The 17,166-nt window shown below is 57.0% G+C and carries 14 protein-coding genes; 9 read left to right on the top strand and 5 right to left on the bottom strand.

The genetic code is table 11. From position 1 onward, the window contains the following. Positions 1 to 18: 18 nt before the first annotated feature. Both KGB18_RS09955 and bktB read right to left on the bottom strand, forming a co-directional pair. Entirely contained in the window at positions 19 to 945 is a 927-nt protein-coding gene (locus KGB18_RS09955; protein WP_223569764.1) for a fumarylacetoacetate hydrolase family protein, read from the bottom strand. Positions 946 to 1,067: 122 nt separating this feature from the next. Next, a complete protein-coding gene (bktB, locus tag KGB18_RS09950; RefSeq protein WP_223569763.1) occupies positions 1,068 to 2,246 on the bottom strand; it encodes a beta-ketothiolase BktB in 1,179 nt (392 codons plus the stop codon). 267 nt (positions 2,247 to 2,513) lie between these two features. Between bktB and KGB18_RS09945 the strand changes: the two genes are divergently transcribed. From KGB18_RS09945 to KGB18_RS09935, 3 genes are all read left to right on the top strand, one after another. After that, positions 2,514 to 3,038, top strand: coding sequence for a MarR family winged helix-turn-helix transcriptional regulator (locus tag KGB18_RS09945; protein ID WP_223569762.1), 525 nt, complete (start codon positions 2,514 to 2,516; stop codon positions 3,036 to 3,038). Between the two features lie 150 nt (positions 3,039 to 3,188). Continuing rightward, positions 3,189 to 4,085 (top strand): TetR/AcrR family transcriptional regulator C-terminal domain-containing protein, encoded by an 897-nt coding sequence (locus KGB18_RS09940; RefSeq protein WP_223569761.1) that lies wholly within the window; start codon positions 3,189 to 3,191, stop codon positions 4,083 to 4,085. Positions 4,086 to 4,135: 50 nt separating this feature from the next. Beyond that, a complete protein-coding gene (locus KGB18_RS09935; protein ID WP_223569760.1) occupies positions 4,136 to 5,533 on the top strand; it encodes an MFS transporter in 1,398 nt (465 codons plus the stop codon). An 11-nt stretch (positions 5,534 to 5,544) separates the two neighbouring features. Here KGB18_RS09935 and leuD read toward each other — a convergent pair whose 3' ends face one another. The 3 genes from leuD to KGB18_RS09920 are packed head-to-tail and all read right to left on the bottom strand — an operon-like array spanning position 5,545 to position 8,572. Beyond that, entirely contained in the window at positions 5,545 to 6,153 is a 609-nt protein-coding gene (leuD, locus tag KGB18_RS09930; protein ID WP_223569759.1) for a 3-isopropylmalate dehydratase small subunit, read from the bottom strand. Further along, on the bottom strand, positions 6,150 to 7,568 hold the full coding sequence (leuC, locus tag KGB18_RS09925) for a 3-isopropylmalate dehydratase large subunit (protein WP_223569758.1): 1,419 nt from the start codon (positions 7,566 to 7,568) through the stop codon (positions 6,150 to 6,152). Before leuC ends, leuD begins: the two co-directional genes overlap by 4 nt. Further along, positions 7,568 to 8,572, bottom strand: a complete 1,005-nt coding sequence (locus tag KGB18_RS09920) for an MDR family oxidoreductase (protein WP_223569910.1) — start codon at positions 8,570 to 8,572, stop codon at positions 7,568 to 7,570. Before KGB18_RS09920 ends, leuC begins: the two co-directional genes overlap by 1 nt. 513 nt (positions 8,573 to 9,085) lie before the next feature. Here KGB18_RS09920 and KGB18_RS09915 point away from each other — a divergent pair. The 6 genes from KGB18_RS09915 (at position 9,086) to KGB18_RS09890 (ending at position 17,156) form a co-directional block, all read left to right on the top strand. Continuing rightward, positions 9,086 to 10,399: an alpha/beta hydrolase gene (locus KGB18_RS09915; RefSeq protein WP_223569757.1), complete on the top strand. Its 1,314-nt coding sequence runs from the start codon at positions 9,086 to 9,088 to the stop codon at positions 10,397 to 10,399. After that, the gene (locus tag KGB18_RS09910; RefSeq protein WP_223569756.1) at positions 10,396 to 12,066 is read left to right on the top strand and encodes an AMP-binding protein; all 1,671 of its coding nucleotides are present in this window, start codon (positions 10,396 to 10,398) and stop codon (positions 12,064 to 12,066) included. Before KGB18_RS09915 ends, KGB18_RS09910 begins: the two co-directional genes overlap by 4 nt. A 16-nt stretch (positions 12,067 to 12,082) precedes the next feature. Next, positions 12,083 to 12,679, top strand: coding sequence for a VOC family protein (locus tag KGB18_RS09905; RefSeq protein WP_223541922.1), 597 nt, complete (start codon positions 12,083 to 12,085; stop codon positions 12,677 to 12,679). A 256-nt stretch (positions 12,680 to 12,935) separates the two neighbouring features. Next, positions 12,936 to 14,108: an FAD-dependent monooxygenase gene (locus KGB18_RS09900; protein ID WP_223569755.1), complete on the top strand. Its 1,173-nt coding sequence runs from the start codon at positions 12,936 to 12,938 to the stop codon at positions 14,106 to 14,108. A 71-nt stretch (positions 14,109 to 14,179) separates the two neighbouring features. Further along, positions 14,180 to 14,479 (top strand): putative quinol monooxygenase, encoded by a 300-nt coding sequence (locus KGB18_RS09895; protein WP_223541920.1) that lies wholly within the window; start codon positions 14,180 to 14,182, stop codon positions 14,477 to 14,479. Between the two features lie 961 nt (positions 14,480 to 15,440). After that, positions 15,441 to 17,156 (top strand): DUF1302 domain-containing protein, encoded by a 1,716-nt coding sequence (locus tag KGB18_RS09890; protein WP_223569754.1) that lies wholly within the window; start codon positions 15,441 to 15,443, stop codon positions 17,154 to 17,156. Positions 17,157 to 17,166 lie beyond the last annotated feature (10 nt).

The raw sequence follows: 17,166 nt of genomic DNA, 5'->3' as shown, positions 1-17,166 counted from the left end.
AAACGTCGCCGACATTGATTAAGCGGTAAACCCGTGCTGCAACTCGCCAATGTGCTCGATCCACAGGCGCAACTGCTGGCCTGGTTTCAAAAAAATATTGCAGCCCATTCCGACACCGTCAGGTGTTCCAGTCATGATTACATCGCCAGGATTTAGCGTCACACGCGCAGAGAGCTCCGCGATCTGTTCAGCGATGTTGAAGATCATGTGTCGTGTTGAAGAGTCCTGTCGGATGACTTCGTCCACCCACAGTTTCATCGACAAATTCATGGGGTCGGGGATATCGGAGGCAGGGACGATCCAGGGGCCCATTGGGCAGGCGCCATCGAAGTTCTTCGATCCGATCCAGTCATGGTAAAACGGCGAATCAGGAGGTGTTCCCTTACGGAAAACAAAATCTCGCGCAGACAGGTCGTTGGCGATCGTATAACCGGCAACATATTCCATGGCGCTTTCAACCGGCACATTCCTGGCTTTTTTGCCGATAACGACCGCCAGCTCGATTTCCCAGTCGACTTTGGCCGAGTGAGAGGGCAGGGGAAGAACAGCACCCGGCCCGACGACGCCGCTGCGTGAGACTTTGATAAAGTGCCAAGGTCGTTCTCCAGCCTGCTTGGCATTCGGCCCGGCTTCCACCACGCCTTGCCTGACCATCTCGTCGATATGATCCTGATAATTTGCTCCGGCGGCAAAAATCTGGCCGGGATACAGAATCGGCGCATGCAGCGTGACAGAGGCCAGGGGCGCGCCTTCGTCGGCGGGGGGCGAGGCTGAGGCTTTGGCAAGGATCGCCTCGGCATGCTCCCAGTCTTCGAGGATTCCGAGAACCGTCGCATAGTGCGCGTTGCCTGTGAGCTGCTCGACGTCGTGAACGATGTCGCCGATCAACAGGCCGGCCCTGATCTTGTTTTCTTTGGATGCAAACGACAGAAGTTTGTACGACATGATTACTCCAGAGCGGTGCCGAATTATTCGACAACACAGCGTCACCCGTGCTGCACAAGTTGTCAGTCAGTGGTGTCGAACAAGCAAACCTGCGTCATACCTCGACGCAGGTATCTCATCGTTCACATTCGTTCGATCGTCATCGCAATACCCTGACCACCGCCGATGCACAAGGTGATCAAACCATAACGGCCGCCCGTTCGTGCCAATTCATATAATGCCTTGACGGTCAGAATTGCCCCAGTGGCGCCGACTGGGTGGCCGAGTGAGATCCCGGACCCATTCGGGTTGACCTTCTGCGGATCGAACCCAAGCACCTGCGCGACCGCGCAAGCCTGTGCCGAAAATGCTTCGTTGCACTCGATAACGTCGATCTGATCAAGGGTGAGTCCGGAGCGGGCCAGCGCGATAGGGACCGCTTTGACCGGTCCGATGCCCATGAGGTGAGGTTCGACACCGGCATGACCCCAACCAAGAATCTTTGCCAGTGGCTTGAGGTTGTGTGCATCGACGGCCCGTTGTGAGGCGAGGACAACGGCTGCTGCGCCATCGTTGATACCGGAGGCGTTGCCAGCCGTCACAGTACCGTCGCTTTTGAATGCGGGGCGAAGGGCTGCAAGACTGTCGACAGTTGTGTCCTGGCGAACATGCTCATCGGTATCGAACAGCCGCGTACCTGTCCGATCCTTGATCTCGACAGGCAGGATCTGGCTGGTGAAATATCCTCCTGCTTGGGCGGCTGCGGCGCGTTTGTGGCTTTGGGCGGCAGCGAAGTCTTGTGCCTGGCGAGTGATGCCGTAGTCCCGCGCAATGTTTTCGGCGGTGATTCCCATATGAAAGCCTTCAAAGGGGTCGCTGAGGATCGCGATGAGCGCATCAGTCATGGTCATGTCGCCCATCTTCTGACCGAAACGTGCGGCCGTCACATGATGGGGTGAGCGGCTCATCGATTCGGCACCACCGGCCACTACGATGTCGCATTCGCCCAGGGTGATCATTTGTGCGGCTGAAATAATGGCCTGCACGCCTGATCCGCATAACCTGTTGAGCGTCAGTGCCGATGCTTCTACGGGAATGCCGGCGTGAACGGCGGCGACGCGGGCAAGAAACGCGTCCTGGGGAATGGTCTGAACAACCTGGCCGAGCACTACATGTTGTACGTCGCTCGGGTTCAGCATCGCACGCCGGATGGCTTCGGCGATCACCAGCGCCCCGGTGCGTGCCGGCGGAATATCTTTCAAGCTTCCTCCAAAACTTCCGATAGCCGTACGCGCACCTGCAACGATAAAGACGGGTTCCATAATCAGTTGTTCCTCTTCTTGTTTTTTACCTCGAGCGAAGGCCCGACTTACCATTCTCGCCACATCCGAAGGACGTGAAGATCACTGATTTATGATAAATTTATACGCCAGTTAATTTTATTCTGTCAATGCCTCCCGGCAGAGGGTCTGAAGGCCTGCAGGCTTTTGGATGTGCGTTCTGCGCAGGGGCTGCTCTACGCTGGCGAGGTTGCGGGAAATTAAATTAATAATATTGATAATAAATGCTCGGGCAGTTAGGTTGTCGGTATGAGCGAATCCCTTCTTTCCCTTGCGCCCGATCAATCCGCCCCGTACCTGGGCGATGCCAGTTGGAAGCAATGCGACAATGCCTACTTCCTGGTCAGACTAGCCTTGAGTTCACTGAACCGGATGCTGGACCAGGAAATGGCGCCGCTGGGTCTGACTGCGGGCCAATGGCGCCCGATCATCATGGTTTGGAATGGGCGTGCCGCTACTGCCGGTGAATTGGCCTTGCTGAATAATGTGAATACCGGTGCCATGACGCGCACGCTCGACCGGCTTGAGGCCAAGGGGTTGCTGCGTCGTATGCGCAGTAATGAGGACCGCCGGGTAATCAGGATCGAGCTGACCGAGGCGGGATCGGACACCGCGAAGAGAATTCCGGCAGGCATAGGACGCGTGCTGGCTCAGCACTTGCGCGGTTTCACGGCCGACGAAGAAAGCCTTTTCAAGGACTTTATGTGGCGCATGCTGGCCAATGGATCGACGTCCAGCACAGAAAGTACTGTGGCAAATACCACTGCGAGCTAAAAAAAGGAATGGCGCTGTGAAGCCTGAGGAGTGCTGTCTGGTTGTGTGAATTTATGGCTCAATATAATTAACCGTAGTGTAATATTGAGTTCCCACGGTCGTTTGATTGCGCTGTTGGGACGGAGCAACGATCAGCCATTCGGTGGGAGTATGTTAATTATGGCGCGGAAAACATCCGAAGAGACGAAAAGTCAGGCGACGACTGAAACCAAAAAGTTGCGGGCGGTTTCTGCAAAGACGATCGTGGCAAAAACGGGTCGCGGGCGTGGTCGCCCCACAGGTACCGATACCAGTTTACTTGATAAAAAAACGATCATCACTGTCGCTCTCCAGTTGACGAAAACGGCTCCCTTGCAAGATGTTTCTATCGTCAAGGTGGCGAAGGAGCTTGGTGTCACGCCGGCACTCATTCACTATTATTTGGGTGGGCGCGATCCGCTCACTTCTGGCGTGATGAACATGTTCTATAAAGAACTGGTGGAGTCCTGGCCGCCAGAGCAGGGTGGCTGGAGGCACAACATCGAAGTCACTGCCGAAGCCATGTATCGAGCGTATATAAGATATCCAGGCGTGGCCGCCTACGTGATTTCGCACAATCGGTACCGACTGTTCCAGGAAGTTGCTGAAGGTGAAACTGATTACGGTGTGATTGTATTCGAGAAGATGCTCTCGACTGTGCGGGGTATGGGATTCGATGCAGCGCGAACCTCGATGTATGCGCATCTGATCGTGGATTTCATCATCGGCAACGCACATGCAACCGTACGGCATCGGTGGCCGGGGGAGCATAAGGAATTTCTTGACGCCAAACTGGCGGCCCTTGACCCGAAAGTGTTCCCAGCCGTCGATTTCGTTCGGGAAAGTTATACAACACTCAATGCGTTAACCACATTCGCTGCCGGATTGAATTTGTTGTTCGATGCGCTCGAACTTGCGCTTAATCGTATGAACCTCGGCAATGCTTTGCCTCCGGTTGATACCCACGTTACAAGCGAGGCGCCAGTCGCAACCAAGCGGCCAGCCCGTAGCCGCAAAGCCTCGGTATGAACCTGGGGCGTGCGCGTTAAAATGTCGGTGGTATGTGGGGTGAAGAGATCATGAGTTCGAATCCTCCACAAGATCTGAGCCGCGAAGCTTTCGAGCTTGATGCTTTTCAGGGGCTGCCCACGCCGCGTAGGCAATGGGCAGCTGCCACCTTGCTCGCCGGCATCAGCCTGGCGGTGCTGGATGCGATGATCGCCAACGTTGCGCTTCCCACCATTGCTGCAGAATTGAACGCCTCCAGTGCTTCCGCTGTGTGGGTAATCAACGCCTACAACCTCACGTTGGTGGTTTTGTTGTTGCCGTTCTCGGCTCTGGCTGAGCGAATTGGCTTCCGTCGCATGTTCGGTTTCGGCCTGGTGCTGTTCACGCTGGCATCACTGGGGTGCGCGCTGGCGTACTCGCTGAGCACACTCGTCGCAGCACGTATTTTTCAAGGCGTAGGCGCGTCATGTCTGATGAGTCTGGTCGGCGGTCTGACGCGCAATATCTATCCACTGGACAAGCTTGGGCGAGGCTTGAGCTGGAATGCGCTCACCGTGGGGGTGATGTCGGTGCTGGGGCCTACCGTGGGTGCCGCTATTCTCGCGGTAGCCACGTGGCCGTGGATCTTTGCTGTGAATGTGCCGATCGGTATCGCGGCCGTGTTCGGCCTGCGGTATCTGCCTGAAGTGCCTTGCGCCAAGACATCGTTTGACGGGGTTGGTGCCTTGCTCAGTATGCTAACGCTGGGTGCGTTTGTCAGTGGTGTGGGGTATCTGGGGGAGAGTTTCCTGTGTGCGTTCAGTCTGTTGTCGATTTCGGCCTGCGCCGGTCTACTGCTGTACAGGCGTGTGCGCCACCAACCGGCGCCGTTGGTGCCCATCGATCTGCTGCGCATTCGGCCGGTGGCATATGCTGTAGGCGCCGCCATTTTTACGCTCACCGCGCAAATGTCGGCCTTTGTCGCCTTGCCGTTCTACTTCCAGGAAGTGCTGAATCGTTCGCATCTGGAAGTGGGTATGTTGATGGGGGCGTGGCCATTGGGTTCCGTGCTGGTGGCGCCGATCGCTGGCCGGTTCTCCGATAGATATTCGTCAGCTCTGCTGGGTGGGGGCGGGGCATTAGGTATGGTGGCTGGCTTGTCGTGGGTGGCGGCCTTGCCGCAAGGCTCCCCCAATCTTCTTATCATGATCGGGATGTTGGTTGCGGGGCTGAGCTTCGCCTTCTTCCAGGCCGCGAATGGTCGTGCAATTCTTTCAAACTCGCCACGTATTCGCAGTGGTGCTGCGGGTGGCTTGCAGGCCGTAACGCGAGTTTTCGGGCAGAGCTTGGGCGGTGCGCTGGTGGCGATCGCCTTTAGCGTGGCCGGCACCGACGGCCCGATCACTGCCGTGGTAGTGGCCGTCATCTGCGCCTCGCTTGCCATCGTCATCAATCTGGTGCGATTCATCAAGATGCGGCCTGTTGCCTGATTTGAGTTTCGTCAAAGCTCCATAGGGATGCTAGGGAGCCATGGTTGACTCTCTCGGCGCGCCGCTTCGAATGCTGCAATCTTGTCTTCGAAAGTCAAAGTGTTGCCGATGTCGTCCAGACCTTCGAGCAGGGCGCGCTTGCGCGCGGGGTCGATGGAGAAGCAGAAGATGCGTCCGTCGGTGAGTTGTACCGTCTGTTTTGGCAGATCGATCTCGATTCGCGCCAGTTTGGGGTCACTGACTGACTCGAGCAAGGCATCGACTTGATCGCGAGGGAGTACGACCGGCAGGATGCCGTTCTTGAAGCAGTTGTTGTAGAAAATATCGGCGAAACCAGGGGCGATGATGCAGCGAATGCCGAAATCGAGCAGTGCCCAGGGCGCATGCTCGCGACTGGAGCCGCAGCCGAAATTATCCAGCGCCACGAGGATTTCGGCTCTGTGCCAAGGGCTGCGATTCAAGACGAATGCCGGGTCTTCACGAAGGACTGCGAACAATCCGTCGGCCAGGCCCTCACGGCGGATGGTCTTGAGAAAGCGGGCGGGTAGGATCTTGTCTGTGTCGATATTGGTTAGCGGCAGCGCAGCTGCCACTCCGGCAATGTGTTGGAACGGTTTCATGAGGAAAACTCCCGAGCGTCGACGATGTGGCCAGCGATTGCCGCTGCGGCCGCCATGGCGGGTGACATCAAGTGAGTGCGCCCACCAGGACCTTGTCGTCCCTCAAAGTTGCGATTGGAGGTAGAGGCGCAGCGCTCGCCCGGCGCGAGGCGGTCAGGATTCATGCCCAGACACATTGAGCATCCGGCATCTCGCCATTCGAAACCGGCGTCAATGAATAGCCGATCGAGTCCTTCCGCTTCGGCCTGTGCTTTCACCTTGCCCGAGCCCGGCACTACCAGTGCACGCACGCGCGCAGATACCTGCCTGCCATCGACAACCGCGGCGGCGGCGCGCAGATCCTCAATGCGCCCATTTGTGCAGCTCCCGATGAATACGACATCGATGGGCAGACCCTTCAGGGCAAGGCCGGGCGTCAATGCCATATAGGCGAGCATCGCTTCCATTTGGCGTCGCCGGTCAGGGTCGGTGCAATTCGCCGGGTCGGGAACCTGGCCGTCGATGGTGGTGACAGCTTCCGGGCTGGTGCCCCAGGTCACCATCGGGGCAACATCGGCGGCATCAAGGGAAATGGTCTGGTCGAATGAGGCGCCGGGATCGGAGTGCAGCGTTTGCCACCAGGTTTTGGCTGCTTCGAATGCGGCGCCTTGTGGTGCTAATGGTCGGTCTCGCAGCCAGGCGAAGGTTTTCTCGTCGGGAGCGATCATGCCTGCGCGAGCGCCGGCCTCGATAGACATGTTGCAGACGGTCATGCGTCCAGCCATGTCGAGCGCCTCGATCGCTTCGCCCGCATATTCGATGATATGACCCGTCGCACCATCGGTGCCGATCCGGCCGATGATTGCGAGGATCAGATCCTTCGCCGAAACGCCGGTACGGAGCTGTCCATCGATGCGGATCAGCATGGATTTGGCCGGCTGCTGGATCAGTGTCTGAGTGGCGAGCACATGCTCGGCTTCCGATGTGCCAATGCCGAAAGCAAGCGCACCGAAGGCGCCGTGCGTCGAGGTGTGGCTGTCGCCGCAGACGATCGTGGTTCCCGGTAGCGTCAGGCCCAGTTCTGGCCCAATGATATGGACGATGCCTTGCTGCCGACTGAGTAGTGGTACATAAGGTACATTGAAGGCGGCTACATTCCATTCCAGCGTTTCGACCTGTAGTCGACTGTCGGGTTCGGCGATCGCCGCCACGCCCCCGGCACGGCCTTGCGTGGGGACGTTGTGGTCCGCGACTGCAATGGTTGCATCCGGTTGGCGCACGCGGCGCTCAGTCTGCCGCAGACCCTCGAATGCCTGCGGGCTGGTGACCTCGTTCACCAGATGCCGGTCGATGTAGAGCAATACCGCGCCATCACCTATCGTCGCGACGAGATGGGCGTCCCAAACCTTCTGAATCAGCGTACGGGGAGCGGTCATCAGGCTGCTACCTCTTCAGTGACACGAACCACGATGCGGCCACGCACCTGTCCTTGCAAAATGGACTTCGCAGGGGATACCACGTCCGCCAGAGAAACCTCCTGCACCAGGCTCTCGGGCAGTCCATTCGGAAACAGGCTGGCCAGACGGGACCAGACGCGCTGTCGATCCTCAAGCGGGCAGCGCACGGATTCGATGCCGATTACGGTTATCCCGCGCAAGATGAACGGCAGGATGGTCGTCGGCAGGTCAGAGCCTCCCGCAAGTCCGCAAACCGCCACTGCGCCTCGGCTACATACGCCTGCCATCGCAGATGCAAGCGTGTGACTTCCAACCGTGTCGATCACGCCGCCCCAGCGTTCGGACAGTAGCGGTTTGGACGGTGCCGCCAATACATCGCGGGCGATAATGCTCTCGGCGCCCAGTTCCTTGAGCCACGCTTCCTGCTCAGGGCGTCCCGTTGAAGCCACCACGCGATAGCCAAGCTTCGCCAGCATGAGCACCGCTACGCTACCGACACCGCCTGAGGCTCCGGTGACCAGTATCTCGCGTTTCCGATCGACTCCGTGGTCCTCAAGGGCATTGACTGCGAGCCCCGCAGTGAGTCCCGCCGTTCCGTAACTCATAGCCTGTTTAGTCGTCATTCCCGCAGGTAAGGCAACAAGCCATTCGCTTTTAGCTGAGGCCTTTTCGGCAAAACCGCCCCACCATGTCTCGCCAACACCCCAGCCTGTCAGGATGACCTTGTCGCCTGGATTGAAGAGTGGCGACGCTGATTCCTCAACAGTGCCGACGAAGTCGATTCCCGGGACCATGGGAAAACTGCGTACGACCTTGCCCGTTCCCGTGATGGCGAGCCCATCTTTGTAATTGAGGTTCGAATATTCGACTGCAACGCGCACGTCACCGCTTGGCAGGTCGTCAATGGATAGCGGCTCCATCATCGCCACGGTGCCATTCTCGTCCTGGCGCAGAACCAGGGCGTTAAACGATTTTTTTGTCATGGCTGTTTGTGATTTCGACTGGTTGGATTTGAATTCAGGTTTGTCGTGCGGAACCGCTGGCGGGCACATGGCACTTTCCAAGTGCGACTCGAGCTTAGGTTTGATTAATTGGGGTGTCAATAAAATTGCGCGCTTCGACATTTTCGAAATTTTCGCAACGGGTATACGATTGCTTAGGGGCGGCTCTTGATAAGTCGCTTGAGTTAAGTGTGGCGGGTATCTACTGGGTCATGGTCGTCCGCCAGGCGGCATGCTCACGCAGGGGATCTATGTCTGTGAAAGGTGCGGATAAAAATGATTGACCTATTAATTATAGTTCGGTAGGTTTGATTGTGTGTGGCGCTGAATGGCTGTCGATGCTCATCAGGATGCCCGGTTGTCAGAGGGTGACGACGCCGGTAGTCGATGAGTGTGAGGTGTACACCGGTCATTTGAGTGCGACGGAAAATGCTATCTGGATGCTAATTAAGATAGATAATAAATATAATAGAACTTGATTGAGAAGGTGCAGGAATGACCGGCACGAAGAAAGATAATCCGACACTTGAGCGGCAGGTGACAGCGGGCCTTCGCGGTGCGTCCTGGAATCCGGCGTTACTGCCAAGTGATATGCGTACAGTGGTCTACCCAGGCGTGACCTTCGACGGTGCGCCGATCATGGGGTATTTGCATGCCTGTGGCGGTGAACGAACCGTCGTATACATCATGCATCCCCGTGAGCTACTGGTTTCGCATTACCTTGTGCCCGGTCTGGTTTCAGCAGGCTATGCGTGCTGGGTGCAGGCGCCGCGCTCGACTGGAAACGATATACGTCTGGAGCACGAACTGGCGCTCCACGACGTCGCCTCGGGTATGAATAAGCTGCGCGAGTTGGCTTTCGAGAAGATCGTCATGCTCGGCAACTCTGGTGGTGCAAGTCTCTTTGCCTACTATAATCAGCAATCGCAGCTCAATGGCGACCAGCGCGTTGCCCACACGCCGGGTGGACGGCCGACCAGGTTGGCCGAAGCGTCCATGCCAATCGCGGACGGCTTTGTCTTCGTCGCGCCGCACCCGGGCCAGGGTCGACTGCTGATGAATATGATCGATCCCTCGTTGACCGACGAGAACGATCCTTTTTCGGTTGATGCCTCGCTTGATCCGTTTAGTCCTGCAAATGGCTACAGCGACGGAAAAGCCGGCGGCGCTCACTATTCCCACGATTTCGTTGAGCGATATCGCGCCGCTCAGCGTGCCCGAATCGCTCGGATCGATGCGGCGGCCATCAGCAGTATCGACAGGCGCATGGCGCAGAAGAAGATGATCGCCGACGGCTGCGGAGGTGATGCCTTGAGAGCTGCCTTTTCTGGTGTGTTCACCGTCTGGCGCACCGATGCCGACCTGCGCTGCTTCGATTTGTCGCTGGATCCCTCGGACCGCCGATGGGGCAGTGTGTGGGGCGCCAATCCTGCTGTGTCCAATATGGGGAGCGTTAGTTTCGCACGGGTGTGCACGCCGGAGAGCTGGCTTTCGACATGGTCTGCATTGACCTCGCGGGCCTCATTCGAACTATGTGGCAGCTCGATCAATCAGCCGGCATTCGTCGTGTACTACACCGGCGACAACAGTGTCTTTCCCGGCGACGCCGCGAGTATTTTTGCGAGCATTGCCACCAGTGACAAACAGCGTGTCGATATCCGCGGAAACCATCATGGTCAGTCACTGCGTCTTGACGAGCGCAATGGTCAGGAGATTGCAGCTGAGCGTTTGATTGAATGGCTCGTGCCACGCTTTCCCGCCGCTGCGGTTCAGTTGAAAAGCCCTTCCAAGAAGGAGGCATCACTATGATCGGCGTCCGTGATCCTTTGCCCGGAGTTGTCTATCCACCGCTTGACCGTCTGCGAACCTATGTCGAAAGCGGTGAGCTGTCCGAGACCAGTCTCATTGAAGCCCTGATGGCTTCGTTCGCAGACAATGCCGGTGCGCCGGCCTTATGTACTACTGATGGCATCATCAGTTACGCCGAACTTGATGAGCGGACCGATCGGTTCGCTGCCGCGTTGCTTGAAATGGGGCTCATGCCGCTTGATCGGGTGCTCTTTCAGGCGGGTAACTCACCCGAGCTCATCATTGCCCTGATTTCCTGTCTCAAGGCGGGGTTGATCCCCACTTGCACGCTGGCGCCCCATCGCGAGCGCGAGATTTCCTATCTCGGCCGGCATGTCGATGCGAAGGCGTTCATCGTCCAGGGCGATGACGCGAAGTTCGATCTGGAGGCGTTTGCGCTGAAGATGCAGCCGGAGATTCCGACCGTTCGCCACGTTATCTCGTTCCGAGGGCGGCCGCGCGATGGTGTCGCTCGGATGGAAGACCTGATTGCTGCGACCGATGCGGCGAAGGCATACGCGACGGTTAGGGCAGTGCCGAGAGATGCTTACCAGGTTGCGGTCTTTCAGTTGTCGGGGGGCACGACCGGAGTTCCCAAGGTTATTCCTCGCATGCAGAACGACTATTTGCTCAACGCGACCCTGACCATCGAGGCCATAGGTTATCGGCATGACGATGTCATGTTTATGCCGATGCCGATGATGCACAACGCCTGCATGATTTGTTTCATCATGCCAGTCCTGTTGGTTGGTGCTGCATTCGTGATTCCTGAAGACCTGACGCCAGAGGCTTGGGCTGCTGCCTTCAAACGCACGCCGCCCACCTATATCGGCGTGATCCGCCCGCTTTTGCCGCGACTTGAAGCTGCGTTCGATCTTGAGCCCGCTGCGCTTGGGCATGTGCGCGCATTCTGGTCGGCGGATTCTGCCCGCACGTTGCGTGAGAAATATGATCGTCCAACTTACGCCCTGTTCGGAATGTCCGAAGGCATGAATATGTACTGTCGCCCCGGTGACTCTGAAGAGGCGCGGGACTGGACGGTCGGACGGCCTCTTTCCAGCTTTGATGAGGTGCGGCTTGTTGTGCCGGGGACAATGGACGAGGTCGCCGATGGCGAGATCGGTGAAATGATTTGCCGTGGACCGTATACGGTATCGGGCTACTTCAATGCTCCCGAGCGTAACCGCGAGGCCTTCACGCCCGATGGCTTCTACAAGCCAGGCGATTTGCTGGTTCGTCGTGTTATCGACGGCAAGCGCTATTACGCCTTTGCTGGACGGCTCAAGGATGTCGTCGATCGCGGAAGCGAGAAGATCAACTGTGAAGAAGTCGAGCTTGCAGTTTCAACTCATGTCGCTGTTGCCGGATGCGCCGTCGTGGGTATGCCTGACCCGATTCTGGGTGAGCGGGTCTGCGTTTATGTCGTGCTGCGAGGTGGGCATCAGGCGCCAAGCGTCAACGATTTCCAGGTACACATGGAGGGGTTGGGCCTGGCCAAGTTCAAATGGCCTGAACGAGTCGTGACGATCGACGCGCTGCCGCTAACCAAGGTCGGAAAGATAGACAAGGCGGCGTTGCGAACAGACATCGCGAAGCGGCTCGAACAGCGCGACGTAGTTACTAACTAGCCAGACAGGAAATGCCATGACCAAGCAACTGCTACTGAATGGTGTCCACCATACTGCCCGGCCTACCTGGAAGCTACGGGAGACACTCGAGTTTTATCGCGATGTTATTGGGCTGCCGCTTGTCCATTGTGTTTCGGCGCGAGGTTGGGGGCCATCGGAGCATCCCGATTTTCTGCATTTTTTCTTTGATAGTGGCAAAGGCAGCACCATTGCATTTTTCTACTATCTGGGTGACGAGCAGCCCGATCATCTCATTCACCGCCCGGAATATGACAATGATGCAATCCATACCGCCTGGCGCGTAGAGACACGGGAAGAGCTAATGGCGTGGCGCCAATTGCTCGAGTCTCGGGGCGTGGATGTTTTGTATCAGATTGAGCACGAAGTGGTGGAGTCGATCTATTTTCGTGATCCAAACGGCTACTACCTCGAGATCGGACGACCGGTACGGCCCTTCCAGCCGCTCGACATCTCGGACGCAGCATTGACGCTCGCTGCGGCTATCGCGGTTGAAGAGCAGTGCACGGGTCAGGGGCTGCGGATGGAGGATATCGAAAGTGTCTGGAAAGCCAAGGGCGCCATGCTCGATGCCCAAATGGAGCAAGCCAAATAATGGTCAGAATCTTCGTGCCGGACATTCCCGAATTCTTACCGCTAATCAACGGAGCGCTTACGGTCGCAAATTGCACCGTGCGTGAGCCTGTGAATGGCTATTGGCGGATTGAGTCGGATGATCAGATCCACTTCGAGCGAAGGGCCCTCGGACTAGGTCCGGCGCTCTGGAACAGTGCGCTGACGGGCGGCTTTTGCGGTCGCATCCTGGAGTATGGTCGCGACACTATGCGCATCGAAAATGAGGTATCAGAGTCATGAAGATCGTGGTCTATGGAGGTGGTCCATCCGGGCTATATTTCGCGCTTCTGGCTCGTAAAAGGCTGGGTGCGGAGGTGACGGTTTATGAACAGAATCCGCGCGACGCCACCTATGGTTTCGGCATCGTGCTGGCCGACCGAGGCATGGATCGCATGAAGCAGGCGGACCTTGAATCTTATGACGAGATCATGCGGTCCTGCTTTATCTCGCGGCACCGCGTGGTGATGCACAAAGGGGAGGAGATCTTTATCGAGGGTGGCGGCTACGGTGCGGCGATTGCGCGCTTGCGGTTGCTGCAGATCCTTCAGGATTGTGCCGAGCGCGCTGGCGTCGTTGTCAATTACGGAAGCCGGATGGAGGCGAAAGATTTGCCCGAAGCCGATCTGGTCGTGGGTGGCGACGGCGTCAACTCCGCGCTTCGCAATGGCTTTTTGGAGGATTTCGGAACAACCACCTATTCGTTAACCAACAAGCTTGCGTGGTATGGCACCGAGGCAGCCTTTCCTTATCCAATTCTCTGCTTCAAGACGACTGAGCTGGGCCATTTCTGGGCGGTGGGCTATTCCTACACCGAAAAGATGAGCACCTTTGTCGCGGAATGCGACGCCGAGACTTGGGAGAAATCTGGTCTGAGTCAAATGACCGAACAGGAAAGTGCACGGTTTACCGAGCAGATGTTCGCGAAGGAGTTGAAGGGGCTGTCGCTGATCTGCAACAAATCAATGTGGCATAGCCTCCCGGTCACCCGAGTGCGTAACTGGTCGGTCGGCAACAAGGTGTTGATTGGGGACGCTCTGCACAGTGCGCATCCCAGCATCGGTTCCGGTACCCGTATCGCCATGGAGGATGCCATTGCTCTGGTCTCGGTCCTGGAGAACAGTGCGGATGTTGCTTCGGCACTCGTAGCCTTCCGTCAAGAGCGCGAGCCTGCAAAACAGAAGCTAGTCAGTGCGGCGGAGAAAAGCTTTACCTGGTATGAGCATGTCGTGTCGAAGCTCGACCTTGGCCCGATAGCGCTTGTGTTCGACTACATGAGACGCACTGGGCGGGTGGATGAACAGCGTTTGACCAATGAATTCCCTCATTTTATGGCCCGCTATGGTCAAGAATGGCAGGCTTCCCTGGCAGCGTCCGAGGGTGCGATCAAGAAGGAAAGCATCGTTCATTAAGTCGTCTGAAAGTCCAACACCGTTCGCGAGTAAGTCTTGCGAAGTCTCATCCCTGGATAAAGGAAAATATGATGTTGCTGATAGTTGGCGAGGTCCGTTTGCCGGTAGACAAGGTCCAGGCAGCGAAGCCTGCAATGGAGCGCGTGATTACAGCGAGTCGGGAGGAGGCCGGGTGCCTGGACTATACCTACGCCGAGGATGTCCTTGATCCTGGGCTGATTCGAGTCAAGGAAACCTGGTTGAGCAAGGCTGCATTCGACGAACACTCGGCGTCATCCCATATGGCGCAGTGGCGATCGAGTGAGGCTGCGGGCTGGATTACCCATCGAAGATTCCAGATATTCGAGGTCGACGATCCTTTGTCTGTTTGATTCCGATAGCCGTTTAATCGGCGGCCGCCATAGAGTCACAAGCGCGTCCAGTCTTGCCGAAGTAGCCCGGCAATCGGGTGGCCGTGCGTGTTCTTACCTGTGATGCCGTTCCAGGCATGCATGATGTATGCAGCTTCGATCAAAATAATCTCCCCGTTCGCTTACCGCTATTCGCAGCGGTGGGCGGGCGAGGGTCGACTCTCCTTAATTTCTTCAGCCAACTTTAGTGGGCGATGATCTTGCATGCCCGCTATGAGGTTGAGCGGGCAGCGGATCAGGCTGCATCGATTCGTTGATATTATTTGACTGGGGTATCAACAGTGTCGTGTCGCGGATTATTGATAAGGGAGTGACTCCTTTAGACCTTTGTGAGCGCAGTTGGGTGCCGTGTTTATGCACTGGATCCAAGCTGTGACTTTGTGGGTAATCATTCTCAAATGAACTCGTCACACACCTTGTTTAGATAATATTGACATCCCTAAAAAATAGATCTAGCTTGTCCTCTATGCAATGTCATGCGCTGGTTAGCAGACGCAGATGTGCTGCTCATAATAAAAATAAGATGGAGACGAAAAGTGACTCTATTCGTGAAGTACCGTGTAGCCGTGCGTGAACCTGTTACACACCTCGAAATTGCCTGTTCCGTGACCACGCGGTCGCGCGAAAACGCCAATCCCTTTCTATTGCCCATCGTGCAGCACGCCCCAGCTGGAGTGGGTTCCCCCGCGCAGCAGAGTTCCTTCATCCGCATGAAGCCCCGAGACCGATCCCTCTCCGTTGTACGGGGGAGGGGCGCTGGTTTCTCGAGTGCCTGGTCTTTCGTATCACAAGCTCTGTGTGGGCGCGAAACGGGCCTTGTAGTTCCGGTCCGATAACCCCGAACGGTTTTTATAGCGGCGATTGACCGTTGGGAGTCCGATCGGTCCTTTGAGATAAGAAAAATAAGAAGAGGGTGGAAACGATGGCGCGAAAAACAGGTTCGGCCTACTGCGGTAGGTACGTCAAACAGACGATCTCAGTGTTGACATGCTGCGGGCTGCCGTTTGCGGCATCGGCGTTTCAGCTCAAACTTGAAGATCCCGACTGGACTGCCCGGTGGGACAACACCCTTCGTTACAACGTGGGCGTGCGGGCTCAAAAGCAGGACCAAGGGCTACTCAACAACGCGCGCTACGACGATTCTGATTCGAAGTTCGATCGAGGTGACGTGGTCACCAATCGCATCGATGTGATGAGTGAGTTCGACTTCAAGTACAAGAAACGGTATGGCGGTCGCGTCAGCGCGGCGGGCTGGTACGACGACGCCTACAGGGATACCGACGTCAAATCCAACCCGGCGTTCGGAAATGCCAGCACGGCCTATCCGGGCGCTCGATATTCCTCATACACCGAACGTTGGAATCGCGGCCCGTCCGGGGAGCTACTCGATGCGTTTGTGTTTGGCCGTTTCGATGTCGGGAGCGTGCCAGTGGATGGGCGATTGGGGCGTCACAACCTCTACTGGGGTGAGTCGATTTTCTCATTCGTACATGGCGTTTCGTACTCCCAGGGGCCTGTAGATCTTCGTAAGCTCGGCAGTACGCCGGGTGCAGAAGCAAAAGAACTCTACTTGCCACAGAATCAGATCTCAGGCGAAGCCCAGCTGGCTGACAATTTCAGTGTGGGCGCGCAGTACTTCTTTGAATGGGATCCGTCGAGGTTGCCTGATGGTGGAACCTATTTGGGTGCGGTCGACTTTTCCTCATTGGGCGGCAATACCTATGTGGTCAATCCCGCAGCGGCTGCGGCGATTGCGTCCGGAGCCGGGCTGCCTCCCGGCTCGATCGGTCCTGTGCCTTTTCTAGGTGTGCAAGACCGGCCCAAGAACAGTGGTGACTGGGGCGTCAAGGCATCCTGGCGTCCCGAGGTGCTGGACGGTGCGCTTGGCTTCTACTACCGCGAGTTTACCGACCGCTTCCCGCAGTACGTATTAGGTGGCTTCCAGGAGTCGGGCCTTCCAACGGATTTGCGGTTGTCTTACCTGCGAAAAACGAAGCTTGCAGGGATCAGTCTCAGTAAAGAAGTTGGCGGTCTGAGTGTGGGTGCCGAAATGGTCTACCGCATGGACACTGGCCTGCTCAACGGCGATGCAACGCTGGTTGGCGATGAGCCTCGTGGTGACACCTTTCACGCACTGGTTAACGTGCTGGGGCTGATGCCTGGCAATGCGGTTTTCGACAGCGCCAGCTACGTCGCCGAGTTGACCTACAGTCGGTTGCAAAAGGTGACGAGCCACGCAGAAAACTTCAGCGGCGTTGGCTATGACGGGTGCCCGACCAACGACAAATGGGACGGTTGCGCAACACGTGACGCCTGGGGGTTGGCGCTGGCCTTTACGCCGGTGTGGTACCAGGTTTTTCCCGGTATCGATCTCAAGGCGCCGTTGTTTTTGCAGACGGGTTTGAAGGGTAATTCACCGGTGCCTTTCGGGGGTAACCAAGGGGCAGGCTCCTACAGTATCGGCCTGACCGCGGACGTGCGCAGCAAGTACAACGTCAGTCTTCAGTACAACGGTTATCTGCTCAAGACCAAGGAAGGCGTCGTCAACGGTTTACCTGCGGTGAGTTCAGTCAATGGCGTCGGTAACACCTTCGACGACCGTGGCTGGGTTTCGCTCACCCTGAAAACCACATTCTGAGTCGCGAGGA

This window comes from Pseudomonas sp. BF-R-26, from assembly GCF_019947395.1.
GTDB classification, from domain to species: Bacteria; Pseudomonadota; Gammaproteobacteria; order Pseudomonadales; family Pseudomonadaceae; genus Aquipseudomonas; species Aquipseudomonas farris.
This window is presented reverse-complemented; position numbering and strand designations above follow the sequence as displayed.